The sequence below is a fragment of the Spirosoma lituiforme genome, assembly GCF_054776635.1.
In genome coordinates this window covers 683865-700026 of the sequence record NZ_BAAHBO010000003.1, presented here as the reverse complement: position 1 = coordinate 700026, position 16162 = coordinate 683865, and the positions used below count along the sequence as shown (strand labels likewise).

Here is a 16162-nt window from a genome sequence, read left to right as displayed (position 1 = left end):
AAGTCTATCCGGTGATTGGTATCGATTATTCAGAGTACTAAAATAGGGGATATTCTTCTTGTTTGGATTCGCGTGAGTTGTATCTTTGCTGACGCAGGAAATAGTATGCACGCATACTAATGTCAGGGTTTCATGCTTGTAGAGCATGTGTTTTCCCTTCGAATTTATTCATTATTAACGCAAAACGTTTAACAGGCAGATGGTCAAAAGTTGTAGTATTGTTGTAGCAATAAAAAAGGCAGCTACAACATTGAGTTGTAACTGCCTCTGTTCAAGGTGGTGATGGACGGAATCGAACCGCCGACACAAGGATTTTCAGTCCTTTGCTCTACCAACTGAGCTACATCACCCTGAAACGTGGGTGCAAAAGTAGACGTTCCCGGTCTTTTTGCAACACTTTCTGTAAAATATTTTTAATAAAGTTTGATTATTCTCGTCAATCGGTTGATTGTCAGAGCTAATAAGTATCCTTAACCGAATGGAAATTTTTCAACAAATTCTGTTTGTCGCAGCATTAGCCGCCGTAGTCTGGTACATTAGCCGGCGAGTTCGGCTTATTTCACGCGCTATCAACCTCGGCCGACCCGAAAATCGGTTCGACCACGCCGACGAGCGACAGAAAACAATGCTACTGGTAGCCTTTGGTCAGAAAAAGATGTTTACCAACTTACTGGTTGGCACTATGCACTTTGTCATCTATGCCGGATTTATCATCATCAACCTTGAGATACTGGAAATCATTGTCGACGGGGTTTTGGGTACACACCGCCTGTTTGCCCCCTACATTACGCCCATCTACTCAATTCTGATCGATGTATTTGAGGTACTGGCTTTCGGGGTGCTGGCTGTTTGTGTCGTTTTCCTATGTCGTCGGTTTGTCGCGAAAGTAGCTCGGTTTCAACCCGAGCGTCACCGGGAAATGAGCCGCTGGCCCCGTACGGATGCTGCGATCATCCTGCTAGCCGAAATTCTGCTAATGATTGCCTTCCTGACCTGGAACGCGTCGGACAGTGTTCTGCGGGATCGTGGCGTAGGACACTATGGCGAGTTGAAGGGCATTGTCCCTGATTTTATCATCAGCCAATACCTGAAACCCCTTTTTACTACTTTCAGCGACGTGGCTTTGGTCGCCTACGAACGCATTTCCTGGTGGTTTCATATTTTGGGCATTCTGGCGTTTGCTGTTTACGTGACGTATTCGAAGCACCTGCACATTGCGCTGGGTTTCCCGAATGTATACTTCTCAGATCTCCAGCCGAAGGGAGAAATGCAAAACATGCCCGAAATTACCAAAGAGGTGCAGCTCGCTCTTGGCTTGCCGGTTACTATCGAAGCCGACGGCGAGTCTACCGCATCGGCGGACCGGCCGGGTTCTCAAGCGAATGATAATGGCCAACAACCGGCTGAGATTGGTCGTTTCGGGGCTAAAGATGTGCAGGATCTGAAATGGATAAACCTGATGAACGCTTACAGCTGCACCGAGTGTGGGCGCTGTACATCGGCTTGTCCGGCAAATATTACCGGCAAGAAATTATCCCCCCGTAAAATCATGATGGATACGCGCGATCGGCTTGAAGAGATTCAGCGGGGTTGGAAAGCAAATGGGGATGACTACCGGGATGACAAGTCACTGCTAAACGACTACATCACAGCCGAAGAGTTAAATGCCTGTACAACCTGCCAGGCGTGTGTGACGGCTTGCCCGATTAACATTAATCCACTGGATATCATCCTTCAATTGCGCCGGTATCGGGTCATGGAAGAATCGCAGGCGCCAGCTTCCTGGAATGCCATGTTCAGCAACATCGAGAACAATATGGCTCCCTGGAAATTCTCGCCGAGTGATCGGTTCAATTGGGCCGATCAGGTAAATGAAGTTAAATGACGTTTACGATATTCGGCTTTCCGGGGTTGTTGCATGAACCACTAACACGTCAGCCACCGAATGCCACCTATCGTAAATCAACTACCGCAAACCGAATTATGTCAACCGAAAAAACATACAAAGTGCCCACCATGGCCGAAATGATGGCCTCGGGTGAGGAACCAGAGATTCTGTTTTGGGTAGGCTGTGCCGGCTCATTCGATGATCGCTACAAACGGGTCACCATTGCCTTTGTCCGCATCCTGAATCATGTAGGCATCAAGTTCGCCGTGTTGGGGCCGGAGGAGGGCTGTACGGGTGATCCGGCCCGTCGGGCCGGAAACGAGTTTCTGTTCCAGATGCAAGCCATGTCCAATATTCAGGTGCTAAATGGCTACAACATTAAGAAAATCGTAACGGCGTGTCCGCACTGTTTCAATACGCTCAAAAATGAGTATCCCGAACTGGGGGGCAACTACGACGTGATTCACCATTCGCAGTTTTTGCAGGGTCTGATCAACGAAGGGCGCGTTCGGGTTAAGGACGGCGAGTCGTTCAAGGGTCGTCGAATTACTTTTCATGATTCCTGCTATCTGGGCCGTGCTAACAAGGTATATGAAGCCCCCCGCGACGTGCTGGCTGCGCTGGATGCTGACTTGGTTGAGATGAAGCGTGTGCGGACCAATGGCCTCTGCTGTGGCGCCGGGGGAGGGCAGTACTTCAAAGAGCCGGAGCCGGGAAAGAAAGATGTAAACATCGAGCGGGTAGAAGAAGCACTGGCCACGGGTGCTGATACCATTGCGGTAGCCTGCCCCTTCTGCATGACCATGATGTCTGATGGGGTCAAGAACAAGAACAAGGAAGACGCTGTTCGGGTCTACGATATTTCGGAACTCATTGCGCAAGGGCAGGGGTTGTGAAATAGATGTGTAGCCGATGATATAAGAGCTATCGTTCGTAAATCATACATCCCTTCTTCTATGTACGTTGATTTTGATAAATTGCCTGATACGGCCCGCGTTTGGGTATACCAAGCAGATCGCCCTTTATCGGATGGCGAGGTGAAGACAATCAGTGAATCGTTGCAACAGGCTCTAAACCAATGGGCAGCGCACGGTCAACCGCTGCTGGCATCGGCACAAGTGATTGAGAATCGTTTTGTCGTCATTGGTGTCGATGAAAGCTATACGTTGCCCAGTGGTTGTTCTATCGATGCTTCGGTACGTACAGTGCAGGAGATCGGCCAGCAACTATCGGCTGACTTTTTTGACCGTTCCGTGGCGGTTCAGACAACAAGTGGTACCGTACAAACCTTTGTGCTGCCTGCGCTCAAAGCAGCGGTCACGGATGGGATACTGACACCGGATACCCCCGTCTTCAACACGCTGGTAAAAACGAAAGCAGAGCTTTTGGCAGACTGGCGTGTTCGGGCCGCTGACTCCTGGCTGAAGCGGTATTTCAGGTCTGTAACGGTTTAGACTAAGCTTTAAATGAAGTAGAGCCGGTCGGTTGTCTGCCCAATGGGCGCAATTGACCGGCTTTAACGTTGCGGTTAGTTGAAACGTTCACTGCCAAATCGTCATAGTACCCTGATTTTAAACCTTTTTTTTAAACAAAGGATTGATTTTTGCAGTCAACCTCAGACAAGATCCGGCGAATCGGTTTTCACAATTATTGAATTCGTTGGGTTCCGCCGACGGTAAACGGCAATTTACTCTTACTTTTATGGCGACTATACCCGAAGTTATGTCAGATACGCCAACTCGCGACGACCAGAACCGCTCCGGAGCATCGGCCGCTGGAATGCCGGACCACGGAATGCCGGACCAAAGCGGACAAGATGGATCGAACCAATTGCTACCAGACGGAGACCCCGTTGAACAGCCCACGGCTGATACACCTGCTCGCCGGTATACGGACGAACAGAAATACCAGGTTTTTAATAAGGAGTTCATGCCCCACATCGACTCCATGTACAATTTTGCCTTTCGCCTGACGACCGATGAGGATGATGCCAATGACCTGGTACAGGATACGTATCTGAAGGCCTTCCGCTTTATTTCGTCCTTTGAGCAAGGAACTAACGCTAAAGCATGGCTGTTTCGGATTCTGAAGAACAGCTTCATCAACGATTACCGGAAGAAAAGTAAAGAGCCAGCTAAAGTAGATTATCAGGACGTTGAAACGACCTATAACTCCGAAGATGCTGAATCTGAACACACAGTCGACCTGCGGGCCGAATCTGTTTCCGATCTGATTGGTGATGAAGTGGCAACGGCGCTTAATTCGTTGCCGGTTGATTTCCGGACAGTTATTATTCTTTGTGATATTGAAGGATTTACCTACGAGGAAATGGCCAAGATTCTGGATATTCCAATAGGAACTGTACGATCACGTTTGCACCGAGCTCGTAATCTCTTAAAAGAAAAACTACGCGATTACGCATCTTCAATGGGTTATAAAGAAGAAAGTGAAGAATAGACCGAACTTTTTATAACTCCATATTGGTTCTGCTAATAACTTAACGATATTATTATTCTTGGAATAAATTAAATTTTTCCAATGCAAACGTCATTGTCACCCTCATCTTCATCAGATGCGAAGCCCGAGATGAAAGAACATTGCAGCCACCAGGCTGACTGCCTGAAGATGATCCAATTGATTTTGGATGGGGAAGCCACAGAACAGCAACTTGCCCGATTGAAAGCAAATCTGGTGTCTTGCCAACCGTGTATTCAGATGTATCACCTCGAAAAAGAGGTCAAAGAGTTGTTAACGAAACGAGTAGAGAAGAAGTGCTGCCCCGACCAATTAGTGGAAAGGATCAAAACCAAAATTCTGACTTTCAGTTAAGTAGAATACGTTCTCAATTGGGGTAATTAGGGTAATGCTTCTGGCACCCTTAATTACCCTTTTTTTATTATATACCCAGTCAATTCAATACCACCGTGGACGGTAAACTCATCATTTTTTCTGCCCCTTCCGGTTCGGGCAAGACAACCATCGTCAAACATTTACTCGCTGAGAAGGCGAATCTTGGCTTTTCTATCTCAGCCTGCACCCGCGATCGCCGGGGACGTGCCGAAGAGAATGGTAAGGACTATTATTTCCTGACTCCGGAAGAGTTCAAGCACCGGATTGATCTGGACGAGTTTGTGGAGTGGGAAGAAGTGTATGTAGGCGCTTTTTATGGTACGCTCAAGTCTGAAATTCAGCGTGTTTGGGATAGTGGAAAACACGTGTTGTTCGATGTTGATGTACAGGGCGGCTTAAAACTCAAAGAATACTATGGCGACAAAGCACTGGCCGTTTTTGTGAAAGTGCCGGATGAAGATACGCTCCGCCAGCGTCTGATTGGTCGCGGTTCTGAAACGGAAGAAAGCCTTTCCAAACGACTCTTTAAAGTCCACTTTGAAATGAGCTTTCAGGATCGTTTTGACGTCATTCTGGTCAATGACGATTTGGAAACATCGTTACAGAAAGCCCAAAAGCTGGTCGACGATTTTATAAACGAAAACAAGGTGCCAGAAAAGGGAGTGATCATTTAACGGCATCGTATGAAAATCGGCTTATTTTTTGGCTCCTTCAACCCGATTCATGTCGGCCACCTGATCATTGCGAATACGATGGCCACAACGACCGATCTGGAGCAGGTCTGGTTTGTGGTATCTCCGCAAAACCCGTTTAAGAAGACCAAGAGCCTGCTTCATGAGTTTGATCGTCTGGATATGGTCGAACGGGCTATTGCGGACAATAGCCGCTTAAAAGCGACCAATATCGAGTTTTCGATGCCCAAGCCCAGCTATACCATTGATACACTAACGCGGCTCAGCGAAAAGTATCCCCAGCATTCATTTCGGCTGATCATGGGCGAAGACAATCTGGAGCAGTTCGCCAACTGGAAAAACTACGATAAGGTGTTGGAGTACTATGGCCTGTACGTATATCCAAGACCGAAAAGTAAAGAGAGTCCCTTTAAAATACACCCGAATGTGCGGTTGGTCGAAGCGCCTTTGTTAGACATTTCGGCAACGTTTATCCGGGAAAATATTCGGACGAACCGCTCCATTCGGTACATGGTGCCCGATGTTGTCGAGGAAATGATTGGGCGAAAGAAGTTCTACCTGTAATTCGGCCAGACTGGCCGCTTTGCTCAGGGTATTCCGTTTTGAAACGTAATTTCGGTGGCCAAGCCAATGGCGCTCATTCGAATGGCTACCGACCGGCTCATTGACCGGCCACCTGCCTGATCGCAATGAGGTCCTTCTTCGAGAAAATAAACGTAGAATTTCTGATTCCGGTCAGCGATCTGGTTAACATCGGGGCGGCCCAGCAGTTCGCCGATCGTGTTCGCGGTTTTTCCTTTCAAGTTCTGAATTTCTGCTCTGAAGTCGGGCTCGAGAGTTCCTCGAACGCCGTTACAGCCACCCCGATCCCCGCGCCATTTCTTTAAATCCAGCCTGCCAAACTGGTCAGGGGCTGGGTTGCAGCCACTAGCCAGCACAGCCGCGAGTAGTACGTATACGAATTTCATAGTTTGTCTATTGAGCAGAAAGGCCCCGGTTGATTGGGGCCTTTCTGATTCATCCTTACTGCTCATTGTAGAGTACCTGTAACAACGTTTGACCCACTGCTTTGAGCGTACCCCGGTCAATATTGCTCATGTTGTCTTCTGCGGTGTGCCAGGCGGGGAAGAAGCCCCCCGTACCGATAGTCGTATGAATAATGTCGATCATCGGAATTTTGGCGATTGTGTTTGGCGCTACGTGGTCGTCGGTAATTTGACCACCGGGGGTATCAACAAAATACTGGCTATACCCCGACCGGCTGGCCGTTTGCCAGACGTTGTTGACAACCGTCGGTGCGAATTGCATGGAAAGGCCCTCCTTCGCAAAAGTGGCCCCTTTGGCACCAACCATGTCCAGTAAAATCCCGTAATAGGCCGAATACCCCGGCTTGTGTAAGTTCTTGGCCCAATAGCGTGACCCCAGGCAAAAACCAATGTAATCGAACTGGTTTCCGCTTTCCTTCTCAAAATCGTTGGTGGCTTTTTCGCCGTTTCCCCAATCTTCCGCATCGAAGAAAATAATGTCGATACCGACGGTTGGCTTTTGCTGACTCTGCTGAATAGTACGGGCTAGTTCGAGTAGAACACCAACACCGCTGGCCCCGTCATTTGCCGCTACGACGGGTTTTTTCTGATCGGCAACGTCCTCGTCCTGATCGGCATGCGGACGCGAATCCCAGTGGGAGGCCAAGACAATACGTTTGGTCGCCTTGGGGTTTATGTTACCAATAATGTTCCGGGCATTTAGTTTCTTGCCATCCCAGGTGGTTGCCACAAACGACTGCTCCGTTACCTCACAGCCAAATTGTTTTAGCTTGGCAGCCAGGTAGTTACCAGTCTGTACATGAGCCGGCGTGTTGGGCACCCGCGGACCAAAAGCCACCTGCCGATCAACGTAACTATAGGCCGAGTCGGCGTTGAACGATGGAGCCGACACCGCGGCTGTAGTCGGTTTCTCGGTCGTTTGCGTAGCGTCGCTTTGCGATTGCTTGTTTTGGCAAGCCCCCACCGACAGCAGTAGCAGGGCAGAAATAAGAAAATAAGACGATTTAGTCATCGAAGTATGTATGGGTCCGGCTCCAGCCCGGTCCGTCACAAAATAAGAGTCATAACGCAGGCCGGGCTGGAGCCGGACCCTGGTCGCTATTCTTCGTAGGCCCAGTCGATCTGATGTTTCATATCTTTGATGGCCAGTCCCTGCGCTTTGAAATACGAACGAATCTGATCTACCTTGTCGTATTGGCGTTGCTCCTTGTACTCACGGTAAAGCGTCAGCAAGCCTTCCAGCACGGGCTGATTATCGATGCCTTCTTCCAGTAAACCAAGCACATCCTGCATAAACGTAACAAACGACTCTTTCAACAATGTGAATACCTCTTCGCCCAGCGCCGACGCCTGAAGCTGATTGAGGTAAAGCATATTGATGTACTTCAGCAGGGTAAATAACTGCGCAATACCGACTGCCGTATTAAGGTCATCGTTCATCGCGTCGTAAAACTGTTGAATGGCTTGCCGAATGTCCTGCTGCTTGGCGTCATCAATGGTCCCTTCCCCTGGCTGGTACGTCATGGCTTTACTAACCCGTAAGCCATTAGCCAGCCGCCGGTAGCCTTTCTGGGCCGCCTTGAGCGCATCGTTCGAGAAATCGAGTGTACTGCGGTAGTGCGACTGTAGCATAAAGAAGCGGACGGTCATGGGACTGTAGGCCTGTTCGAGCAGGTAGTGACTACCCGCGAAAAGCTCCGCCGGTAAAAACGAATTTCCCAATGACTTGGACATTTTTTGCCCGTTCACGGTCAGCATGTTGGAGTGCATCCAGTACCGGACGGGGTCATGTCCGGTCAGGCCATCGCCCTGCGCAATCTCACACTCGTGGTGAGGGAATTTCAAGTCCATGCCGCCCCCGTGAATGTCGAATTGTTTGCCCAGGTACTTCGTACTCATGCAAGTGCACTCCAGGTGCCAGCCGGGGAAGCCTTCGCCCCAGGGGGAGTTCCAGCGCATGAGGTGCTCGGGAGACGCTCGTTTCCAGATGGCAAAATCAAGCGGGCTGCGTTTCTCCGACTGACCATCCAGCTCACGGGTTTCGTTCAGCAGGTCGTCCAGAATCCGGCCCGACAGCTTACCATAATTGCCACCCCGCTGGTTGTAGGTTTCGATGTTAAAATAAACGGAACCGTTGGCTTCATACGCCAGTCCGTTCGCCAGCAATGCCTGAACCGCTTCAATCTGCTCAACCATGTGGCCCGTGGCGGTTGGTTCGATGCTGGGCGGAAACGTGTTGAACTGGGCCATCACGGTATGAAAATCATTCGTGAAGCGCTGCACGATTTCCATCGGCTCAACTTTTTCTAATTTAGCCATCCGGCCAATTTTGTCTTCGCCCTCATCGCCATCGCCAACCAGATGACCTACGTCGGTAAGGTTACGGACATAACGCACTTTGTAGCCGATGAACGTAAGATAGCGATACAGCGTATCGAAGGTCAGAAACGTGCGGACGTTGCCCAGGTGAACGTAATTGTAGACCGTAGGGCCGCAAACATACATACCCACGTACGGGGCGTTGAGCGGCTCAAACAGTTCTTTTTTGCGCGATAGGGTATTGTATACCTGAAGTGGTTGCATGCTGTTTTGGGTCATGTTTTCCTTGGCCCAGTCCGGCGAAGGAAGCGTCTTTTAAGCGTTGCTATCCTGCTTAAGAAGGAGATTCCTTCCGTTGGCGGGCGAGCCCGCAACAGGTAAAACAAGTGCCCAAAGTTAGGGATTGTTCGTCGGAAAACGGTAGCCCGGATGGTTTTGGCTATATTCGCATTTTGTTTTGATACTAGACCCGTTCAGGTTCTGAAATGCAGGTAGTTGAGGTAGGCGAAAACGCCCGGTATAAGAAAGAATTCATTCAGTTCCCCGTACGTCTCTATCGTGCTGACACCTGCTGGATCAGGCCACTGGATGCTGATGTCGATGAAGTGTTCGATCCTGTTCGTAACAAGCGATTCGAGCACGGCGAGTGCGTGCGGTATTTGCTGCTGAACGACAAAGATGAAACCATTGGCCGGGTAGCGGCTTTCATCGACTACGAAATTGCCAATCTTGACAATGACCAGCCCACGGGTGGATTGGGCTTTTTTGAATGCATTGATGATCAGGCGGCTGCTTTCCGGTTGTTCGACGCCGGAAAAGCCTGGTTGCAAAGCCGGGGTATGGAAGCAATGGATGGCCCCATTAATTTCGGCGACCGTGATCGCTGGTGGGGGTTGCTGGTGGATGGGTTTGATCGGGAGCCTAATTACTGCATGCCCTATACCAAAGCGTATTACATTCCTTTCTTCGAGAATTACGGCTTTAAGGATTATTTCAAGCAATACACGTTTGGGATTCCAACAACCTGGTCGAAACTGGTAAATATGTCGCAGGCGGTGAAAGACCGGGCTGAACGCATTTTTCAGAACCCGGACTATACCTTTCGCACGATCGATAAAAAGCAACTGCCCGCAGCCGCTGAGCAGTTCCGGCATATTTATAACGCAGCCTGGGGAGGGCATAGTGGGGTAAAAGAGATGTCGGCTGCCCAGGCGCAGTTGCTCATGCAGAAGCTAAAGCCCGTAATCGATGAAAAGATTATTTATTTCGCTTATTATCAGGACGAGCCCGTGGCTTTTTTTGTCTGTTTGCCCGAACTGAATCAGGTGTTCAAACACGTAAACGGGAAGCTGGATTTAGTTGGCAAGCTAAAGTTTCTGTGGCATATGGTGCTGAAAACCAACCACAAAGCGTTTGGCGTTGTGTTTGGTGTAGCGCCCGAGCATCAGGGAAAGGGCGTTGAGGCCGCCATTGCCTTGCGGATGCCCCACGAAGCCGACCATAATTCCAACTTCCAGTATACAGAACTGGAAATGAACTGGGTCGGCGATTTTAACCCGATCATGGTGCGGTTCGTGAGCCAGTTAGGGTCAACAATTGTGAAGACCCACATTACATACCGCAAGCTCTTCGACGAAACAAAACCATTTAAACGCTGCCCCGTCATCGGGCGGAAGAAATAAGTATATAGTATCTGGTTCAGGATTTGTTGGGGTTGACATAAGTACACGGATACGTGACGCGTCAACCATCACAAACCGTAACCCGTATACCATAGATCATAAACTGTAAACCAAAACAATGAGCTTACTTACCGTTGGTTCCGTCGCATTCGATGCACTGGAAACCCCGTTCGGCAAAACCGACAAAATTATTGGTGGAGCCGCTACCTATATCACCCTCTCGGCTTCGTACTTCACGAAAGAAAACAACCTGGTCGCTGTAGTCGGCGATGATTTCCCCCAATCAATGATTGATGACCTCAATCAACACGGCATCAATACCGAGGGGTTAGAAATTCGGGTGGGGGAGAAGACCTTTTTCTGGTCGGGTAAGTACCACAACGATATGAACACCCGCGATACGGTGGAAGTGCACCTGAATGTAATGGAGGATTTTGATCCAAAAATTCCTGAATCGTATCAGGACTGCACCTACTTGATGCTGGGAAATACGGCTCCGTCCATTCAGCAAATGGTTATTGAGCGCTTAAACGCACGGCCCAAACTAATCGTGCTGGATACCATGAATCTGTGGATTGAAATTGCTAATCCTGATCTAGTAAATTTGCTCAAACTGGTTGATGTACTGGTTGTTAACGATGAGGAAGCTCGTCAACTGACGCGCGAATATTCATTGGTGAAAGCCGCGGCAAAGATCCAGACGATGGGACCTAAAACCGTTATTATCAAAAAAGGGGAGCATGGTGCTCTGTTATTCAGCGAAGGCCAGACCTTTTTTGCTCCGGCGTTGCCGCTTGAAGAAGTGTTCGATCCAACCGGAGCCGGTGATACGTTTGCGGGTGGATTTATCGGTTATCTGGCCCAAACGGATGATATTTCCTTCGACAATATGAAGCGGGCGATCATCTATGGTTCAGCGATGGCGTCGTTTTGCGTCGAGAAATTTGGGGCTGAACGGGTCATGAACCTGACGCAGGAAGAAATTCAGGCGCGTGTAAGCGACTTTGTGAAGCTATCGGCTTTCGGCTTGTAAAAAAGTAATTCCGTCAATAATGCAAAAGCCGCTGATCAAATGACCAGCGGCTTTTGCATTATTGACGAGTTTGTTAGGCCAGGAAAGGCGTAACAAGCTTGAGTACTTCTTCTTTGGTCAGAATTTCGTCAAAAGCTTCGCTTACCATTTGAGCCGTGATACGAGAATCACCTGCCAGTGCTGTTGCCAGGTTCACACCGGCCTGCATCAGATTTTCTTCACCTTTGTAGTTGCCTTCAACCACTAATGGAAGACCTTGCAGAGCGGCCGTTCCACCCGTGATCCATCCTTTCTGGCCACGCATGTAACGAACATTTGCCGCGTGAGCCGCTTCCGTCGCGTGAATTTGAAGAGCTACCTGCAGAATGGCTGGTGCTGCCATCAAATGACGCGCCTGACCTTTGTAAGCACGAACGCCTGTATCTTCCAGCGTCTGGGCTACGGCCGAGAACGTAGCGAAGTTGCTGAACACATCGTTAAACGTACCTTTAGCCGTAAAGTCGAACTTAGGTTCGGGTACAGCATCGGTGCCAAGAACGGATTTCAGCAGGCGCACGTGCACTTGTTCGTGCTGACGAATTAATTCGAAAGCTGCCTTGTAGTTGTTTGGAATCATCGACAGGTTACGACCTGCGTCATAAAAACGATATTCCAGGTATTCCAGCGTAAGCGCAAAATTAAGCACTTCTTTTACCGCTGGTGGCAGGCCACTCGCCTGACCATAAGCAGTCGTCAGGGCTGATGCCATGATAGCTGGAGCTGCTACGGCGATGGTTTTTTTGGTCAGAGAGCTAAATAGACCCCGACGCGAGACGTGAGCTAAGCGATCAAAGATCTCGCCGTCCACTTTCTCAATTTCGCTAAGTATGTTCTGTAAGTTCATTGGAGTTGAGTGGTTTAGGCAAGGCTGGCTACTAACGCACCTGCGTCGATTGTTTCAAAGATGTATTTCTGGGCGATCGGCAATACGTACGTAGGCTCGTAAGCTAAGTGCAGACCTGTATCGCTGGTAACGATCGTTGGACCGGCAAACGCATCGGAGTAAGGGTACTGCATTTCGCGGAGAATCGAATGGTGACGTGTTTCAACCGATACGATTTTGCCTGCCAGCGTCAGGTAATCAGCATTTTTGATGTATTTGCCCGCGCCGTTGTAAGCACCTACGCCTACTTTCTCAAACGTTTCTGCGGCAATTAAAACAGCAGCACGGCTGTTAAAATCAATGCTCGAGAAATCGAATGTCAATTGGGGTACCAACGAACCAACCGCAGCTTTGAAAAGGGCCCGGTGGATGATTTCGTGACCGCGGATGTCCATCCACAGCATCTGGTCGGCCGACGACATGTTTGGGTATGGTTTGGCAAGTACCATTTCGTAGAAAGCCGCTTCAAGCTGTTCCAGAACGTAGGCAAAGCCAAGAATACCATTGTCTCCTGTAGGTAATGACACCATCGGACCAGCGGCACGGGCGCCACCACCAGCTGGTACTACAGAGGTTTGATCCGCGTTAGAGCAAGCTGTCAGCAAGCCACCGGTTACGGCTGCTGCTCCTGCAACTCGCAGAAACGACCGACGGCTGGCAGCAGCCTCCGAAGTTGTCGTCTCAGGCCGATTTGTAACGTTTTCCATTGAGTATAACTAGTTAAGTGTGAGTCCGGCTATTTGTCAACCAGAACGCTCATATCTACGCGGATCGGTGAAGTAGAGATTTTGAATACGTTATAATAGCTTTTAAGTGCTAATAATGGTAAAAGTTAATCTTTTGATAGTAAGCATATTGAATGAATAATTTTTTAAATATTCATGGAAAAAGATAATTTGAAGAATAGCTAAAACCGCCTTTATTGAGTATTTACCGAATGGCTCAGCTCTTCCGATATTACTTATACTTGGTGTGTGTTACATTGACCAGGCAACAATAATGAAATGGTAGCAATTTTTGGGGAAATGGCCAGATACCTGTAAAATGCACTTATTTTGGATTCATGTCAGAGCCCAAAGAACGATATGTCGGACTTCACAGATCAGGTTACGTTTGTTACAGGGGCGGGGTCGGGTATTGGGCGGGCTACAGCGCTGGCGTTCGCCAAACAAAATGCTCAGGTAGTTATCGCCGACATAAACGAAATGAATGGGCAGGAAACGGTTAGACAGCTTCAACAAGTGGGGGCCGGAGCCTTGTTTGTTCGTTGCGATGTGGCCGATCCCGCTCAGATTGAGTCGGCCATCAGAGCGACCGTCAGCGCCTTCGGCCGATTGGATATTGCCGTTAACAACGCCGGTATTGGCGGGAAATACGGACGTATTACGGAACAGTTACCCGAAGATTTCGACCAGATGATGGCCGTTAACGTTGGGGGGGTATTTTACGGAATGCAGGCTCAGTTACGCCAAATGCTCGCGCAGCAAGCCGACAACAATGGAAGAACTGACAGCCATATACCTGGCGGGAGGATTGTCAACGTTTCCAGTATTGCGGGCGTTCGGGGAATGCCGATGGGCGCTCCTTACAGTGCCGCCAAACACGCCGTAATTGGACTGACTAAAACGGCCGCGCTGGAATACGCACGGCAAAACATTCGAATTAACGCCGTTTGTCCGGTGTACACACATTCGACTATGGTCGAGGAACTCATCTCCAAGGCACCTGGTATGGAAGAACGCCTGCGCCGGATGATTCCAATGGGTCGCTTTGGGCAACCGGAAGAAGTTGCCCAAACGATTCTATGGCTTTGCTCGCCCGAAAACACCTTCTGCACAGGCCAGGCGATTCAGGTAGACGGTGGTATGACCGCTGGCTAACGGATTGGGATGTGATCCATGAGCCCACATCAGTCGCTATTCTTAGGCAAGAGTTGGTGAAGTTCCTTTAGCCATTCATCTTCTTTCGCGCGCATATGGGCCTCTTCTTCATCCGTTTTGTCGCCATAACCGCACAGGTGTAGCATGCCGTGGGCCAGTACCCGACGCATTTCCTGTTCGGCCGTGATGGCTAACTGGCTGGCGTTGTCGGCCACCCGATCGACACTGACAAAAATGTCACCTTCGATCAACTCCTCTTCTTCACTTTGATCGAAGGTGATAATATCGGTGTAGTAATCGTGCTGCAGATAGTCCCGGTTGACCTGGAGCACATGCTCGTCGGAGCAAAAAATATAATTCAGATCGCCGACCGAATAGCCTTCCTGTTCAGCCTGCTTTTTCAGCCATTGGGAGATTATCCGCTTCTGAAGTAGTTTATAAGGAACGTCCTCGTTAAAAAAACGAATCATAAGTAATAGTGAGTAATCGTCTGATTCAGTAATGCATTGGTCGCAGGCCATACGCAGGACGCCATATTATCAGTATCGGCCCTTCTGTAGGTTGTTCTTGCTGACTTACGTTGTTTAGTTGGTACAAAAGTCAGGTATTTCGTTCTAAGTTCATCTTCTCCTTTACGCTTTAGCTTATGAAAGCATTGTTGCTCGCCGAAAAGAACCAGCCACTACAACAGGTTGACGTACCTACACCTACTGCCGGGCCGGGCGAATTTCTCATCAGACTGGATGCCGCGGCTTTAAATCACCGCGATGTATTCATCCAGCAGGGTTTTTATCCGGGGATCAAACTTCCCGCTATTCTGGGTTCCGATGGTGCCGGAACCGTGATTGAAACCGGCGAAGGCGTGGATTCGACCTGGCGCGGACAAGCCGTTGTGATTAATCCGGCTATGCACTGGGGTGATAACCCGAAATTTTACGGCTCCGACTTCCGAATTCTGGGTATGCCCGATCACGGCACCTTTGCCGAATATGTAGTAGCCGGAAAGGCCTATGTTCACCACAAACCTGCTCATCTGTCATTCGAGCAGGCGGCCGCTCTTCCATTGGCGGGACTGACGGCCTGGCGTGCGCTTATGACACGGGCAGCCCTTCATACATCCGGCACGCCCGAAAAGGTGCTCATTACGGGTATTGGTGGTGGGGCCGCTTTATTTGCATTACAGTTCGCCGTGATGGCCGGAGCCAAGGTTTGGGTGACGTCGGGCTCCGACGAAAAACTGGCTAAAGCCAAAGCGTTGGGGGCTACCGGTGGCGTCAATTACCGCGATCCGGACTGGGCTAAAACGCTCATGACTCAGACGGGTGGAAACCGTGGGAGTTCGCTGCAGAGCGGCTATTTCGATGTTGTCATCGACAGCGCTGGTGGACCAGGCTTTGGCAAGTTGATTGATGTGACGGCACCGGGAGGGCGCATCGCTTTCTTTGGTGGAACAACCGGGGCTATCACCGACATTAGTCCGCCAAAAGTATTCTTTAAACAGCTATCTATTTTCGGGTCAACCATGGGTACTGAACATGAATTTGCCGACATGCTTTCGTTTGTTAACAGGCATACTATTGTGCCCGTATTGGATGAGGTATTTCCAATGAATGACATTGAGGAAGCCATGAAGAAGATGGATTCGGGTCGGCAGTTTGGGAAAATTGTCCTGAAGGTGAATGGCTGAGAATTTAACAAGTTAATGAATATGCACTAACTGACTCTTATTCGTCTACCCTTTTCACGTAGTAACTCTTACTTCACAGAGTTATCCACAATTCAATTGTGGATAACTCTGTACTTACGCACATTTTCGCAATTGATGGTAAATTGTAGTCAACCCTTCCTGT

Annotated in this window: 17 protein-coding genes and 1 tRNA gene; 11 read left to right on the top strand and 7 right to left on the bottom strand. The window is 49.3% G+C overall.

Translation table 11 applies throughout. From position 1 onward, the window contains the following. Window positions 1-277 precede the first annotated feature (277 nt). Window positions 278-350: transfer RNA gene (locus ACYU87_RS15320), tRNA-Phe, on the bottom strand. A 128-nt stretch (window positions 351-478) separates the two neighbouring features. On the opposite strand from ACYU87_RS15320, the gene ACYU87_RS15315 reads away from it, so the two are divergent. The 7 genes from ACYU87_RS15315 to nadD all read left to right on the top strand — a co-directional run bounded on the left by ACYU87_RS15315 (window position 479) and on the right by nadD (window position 5994). Beyond that, the gene (locus tag ACYU87_RS15315) at window positions 479-1885 is read left to right on the top strand and encodes a 4Fe-4S dicluster domain-containing protein (RefSeq protein ID WP_461134934.1); all 1407 of its coding nucleotides are present in this window, start codon (window positions 479-481) and stop codon (window positions 1883-1885) included. Between the two features lie 98 nt (window positions 1886-1983). Next, on the top strand, window positions 1984-2784 hold the full coding sequence (locus ACYU87_RS15310; protein ID WP_461134933.1) for a (Fe-S)-binding protein: 801 nt from the start codon (window positions 1984-1986) through the stop codon (window positions 2782-2784). 60 nt (window positions 2785-2844) lie between these two features. After that, window positions 2845-3342: a hypothetical protein gene (locus ACYU87_RS15305; protein WP_461134932.1), complete on the top strand. Its 498-nt coding sequence runs from the start codon at window positions 2845-2847 to the stop codon at window positions 3340-3342. Between the two features lie 268 nt (window positions 3343-3610). Next, window positions 3611-4345: a sigma-70 family RNA polymerase sigma factor gene (locus ACYU87_RS15300; RefSeq protein WP_461134990.1), complete on the top strand. Its 735-nt coding sequence runs from the start codon at window positions 3611-3613 to the stop codon at window positions 4343-4345. A gap of 81 nt (window positions 4346-4426) precedes the next feature. After that, the gene (locus ACYU87_RS15295; RefSeq protein WP_461134931.1) at window positions 4427-4717 is read left to right on the top strand and encodes a hypothetical protein; all 291 of its coding nucleotides are present in this window, start codon (window positions 4427-4429) and stop codon (window positions 4715-4717) included. A 95-nt stretch (window positions 4718-4812) separates the two neighbouring features. Beyond that, complete coding sequence (gene gmk / locus ACYU87_RS15290; RefSeq protein ID WP_461134930.1) at window positions 4813-5412, top strand: guanylate kinase; 600 nt, start codon at window positions 4813-4815, stop codon at window positions 5410-5412. A 9-nt stretch (window positions 5413-5421) separates the two neighbouring features. Then, window positions 5422-5994 (top strand): nicotinate (nicotinamide) nucleotide adenylyltransferase, encoded by a 573-nt coding sequence (nadD, locus tag ACYU87_RS15285; protein ID WP_461134929.1) that lies wholly within the window; start codon window positions 5422-5424, stop codon window positions 5992-5994. 23 nt (window positions 5995-6017) lie between these two features. On the opposite strand, the gene ACYU87_RS15280 is transcribed toward nadD, so the two are convergent. The 3 genes from ACYU87_RS15280 to cysS form a co-directional block, all read right to left on the bottom strand. Next, window positions 6018-6398 carry a hypothetical protein gene (locus ACYU87_RS15280; protein ID WP_461134928.1) on the bottom strand — a complete coding sequence of 127 codons (381 nt, stop codon included), beginning with the start codon at window positions 6396-6398 and terminating at the stop codon, window positions 6018-6020. A gap of 55 nt (window positions 6399-6453) precedes the next feature. Next, window positions 6454-7488, bottom strand: coding sequence for a M28 family peptidase (locus ACYU87_RS15275; protein WP_461134927.1), 1035 nt, complete (start codon window positions 7486-7488; stop codon window positions 6454-6456). A gap of 86 nt (window positions 7489-7574) precedes the next feature. Then, a complete protein-coding gene (gene cysS / locus ACYU87_RS15270) occupies window positions 7575-9059 on the bottom strand; it encodes a cysteine--tRNA ligase (protein WP_461134926.1) in 1485 nt (494 codons plus the stop codon). A 221-nt stretch (window positions 9060-9280) separates the two neighbouring features. Between cysS and ACYU87_RS15265 the strand changes: the two genes are divergently transcribed. Further along, complete coding sequence (locus tag ACYU87_RS15265) at window positions 9281-10477, top strand: hypothetical protein (protein WP_461134925.1); 1197 nt, start codon at window positions 9281-9283, stop codon at window positions 10475-10477. 118 nt (window positions 10478-10595) lie between these two features. After that, window positions 10596-11510 carry a PfkB family carbohydrate kinase gene (locus ACYU87_RS15260; protein ID WP_461134924.1) on the top strand — a complete coding sequence of 305 codons (915 nt, stop codon included), beginning with the start codon at window positions 10596-10598 and terminating at the stop codon, window positions 11508-11510. 73 nt (window positions 11511-11583) lie between these two features. Here the strand turns inward: ACYU87_RS15260 and ACYU87_RS15255 are convergent, their stop codons facing one another. Both ACYU87_RS15255 and ACYU87_RS15250 read right to left on the bottom strand, forming a co-directional pair. Beyond that, window positions 11584-12393, bottom strand: a complete 810-nt coding sequence (locus ACYU87_RS15255; RefSeq protein WP_461134923.1) for a ferritin-like domain-containing protein — start codon at window positions 12391-12393, stop codon at window positions 11584-11586. 14 nt (window positions 12394-12407) lie between these two features. After that, a complete protein-coding gene (locus tag ACYU87_RS15250; RefSeq protein ID WP_461134922.1) occupies window positions 12408-13139 on the bottom strand; it encodes a ferritin-like domain-containing protein in 732 nt (243 codons plus the stop codon). A gap of 378 nt (window positions 13140-13517) precedes the next feature. Here ACYU87_RS15250 and ACYU87_RS15245 point away from each other — a divergent pair, with 378 nt between their 5' ends. Further along, window positions 13518-14312, top strand: a complete 795-nt coding sequence (locus tag ACYU87_RS15245; RefSeq protein ID WP_461134921.1) for an SDR family NAD(P)-dependent oxidoreductase — start codon at window positions 13518-13520, stop codon at window positions 14310-14312. 29 nt (window positions 14313-14341) lie between these two features. On the opposite strand, the gene ybeY is transcribed toward ACYU87_RS15245, so the two are convergent. Beyond that, entirely contained in the window at window positions 14342-14782 is a 441-nt protein-coding gene (gene ybeY / locus ACYU87_RS15240; protein ID WP_461134920.1) for an rRNA maturation RNase YbeY, read from the bottom strand. A gap of 176 nt (window positions 14783-14958) precedes the next feature. On the opposite strand from ybeY, the gene ACYU87_RS15235 reads away from it, so the two are divergent. After that, on the top strand, window positions 14959-15999 hold the full coding sequence (locus ACYU87_RS15235) for a quinone oxidoreductase family protein (RefSeq protein ID WP_461134919.1): 1041 nt from the start codon (window positions 14959-14961) through the stop codon (window positions 15997-15999). Window positions 16000-16162: the final 163 nt, after the last annotated feature.

Excerpts from the sequence above, each read along its gene's own strand:
- ACYU87_RS15315 (WP_461134934.1), top strand. The coding sequence starts at position 479 with ATGGAAATTTTTCAACAAATTCTGTTTGTCGCAGCATTAGCCGCCGTA.
- ACYU87_RS15310 (WP_461134933.1), top strand. The coding sequence starts at position 1,984 with ATGTCAACCGAAAAAACATACAAAGTGCCCACCATGGCCGAAATGATG.
- ACYU87_RS15305 (WP_461134932.1), top strand. The coding sequence starts at position 2,845 with ATGTACGTTGATTTTGATAAATTGCCTGATACGGCCCGCGTTTGGGTA.
- ACYU87_RS15300 (WP_461134990.1), top strand. The coding sequence starts at position 3,611 with ATGTCAGATACGCCAACTCGCGACGACCAGAACCGCTCCGGAGCATCG.
- ACYU87_RS15295 (WP_461134931.1), top strand. The coding sequence starts at position 4,427 with ATGCAAACGTCATTGTCACCCTCATCTTCATCAGATGCGAAGCCCGAG.
- nadD (WP_461134929.1), top strand. The coding sequence starts at position 5,422 with ATGAAAATCGGCTTATTTTTTGGCTCCTTCAACCCGATTCATGTCGGC.
- ACYU87_RS15280 (WP_461134928.1), bottom strand. The coding sequence starts at position 6,398 with ATGAAATTCGTATACGTACTACTCGCGGCTGTGCTGGCTAGTGGCTGC.
- ACYU87_RS15275 (WP_461134927.1), bottom strand. The coding sequence starts at position 7,488 with ATGACTAAATCGTCTTATTTTCTTATTTCTGCCCTGCTACTGCTGTCG.
- cysS (WP_461134926.1), bottom strand. The coding sequence starts at position 9,059 with ATGCAACCACTTCAGGTATACAATACCCTATCGCGCAAAAAAGAACTG.
- ACYU87_RS15265 (WP_461134925.1), top strand. The coding sequence starts at position 9,281 with ATGCAGGTAGTTGAGGTAGGCGAAAACGCCCGGTATAAGAAAGAATTC.
- ACYU87_RS15260 (WP_461134924.1), top strand. The coding sequence starts at position 10,596 with ATGAGCTTACTTACCGTTGGTTCCGTCGCATTCGATGCACTGGAAACC.
- ACYU87_RS15255 (WP_461134923.1), bottom strand. The coding sequence starts at position 12,393 with ATGAACTTACAGAACATACTTAGCGAAATTGAGAAAGTGGACGGCGAG.
- ACYU87_RS15250 (WP_461134922.1), bottom strand. The coding sequence starts at position 13,139 with ATGGAAAACGTTACAAATCGGCCTGAGACGACAACTTCGGAGGCTGCT.
- ACYU87_RS15245 (WP_461134921.1), top strand. The coding sequence starts at position 13,518 with ATGTCGGACTTCACAGATCAGGTTACGTTTGTTACAGGGGCGGGGTCG.
- ybeY (WP_461134920.1), bottom strand. The coding sequence starts at position 14,782 with ATGATTCGTTTTTTTAACGAGGACGTTCCTTATAAACTACTTCAGAAG.
- ACYU87_RS15235 (WP_461134919.1), top strand. The coding sequence starts at position 14,959 with ATGAAAGCATTGTTGCTCGCCGAAAAGAACCAGCCACTACAACAGGTT.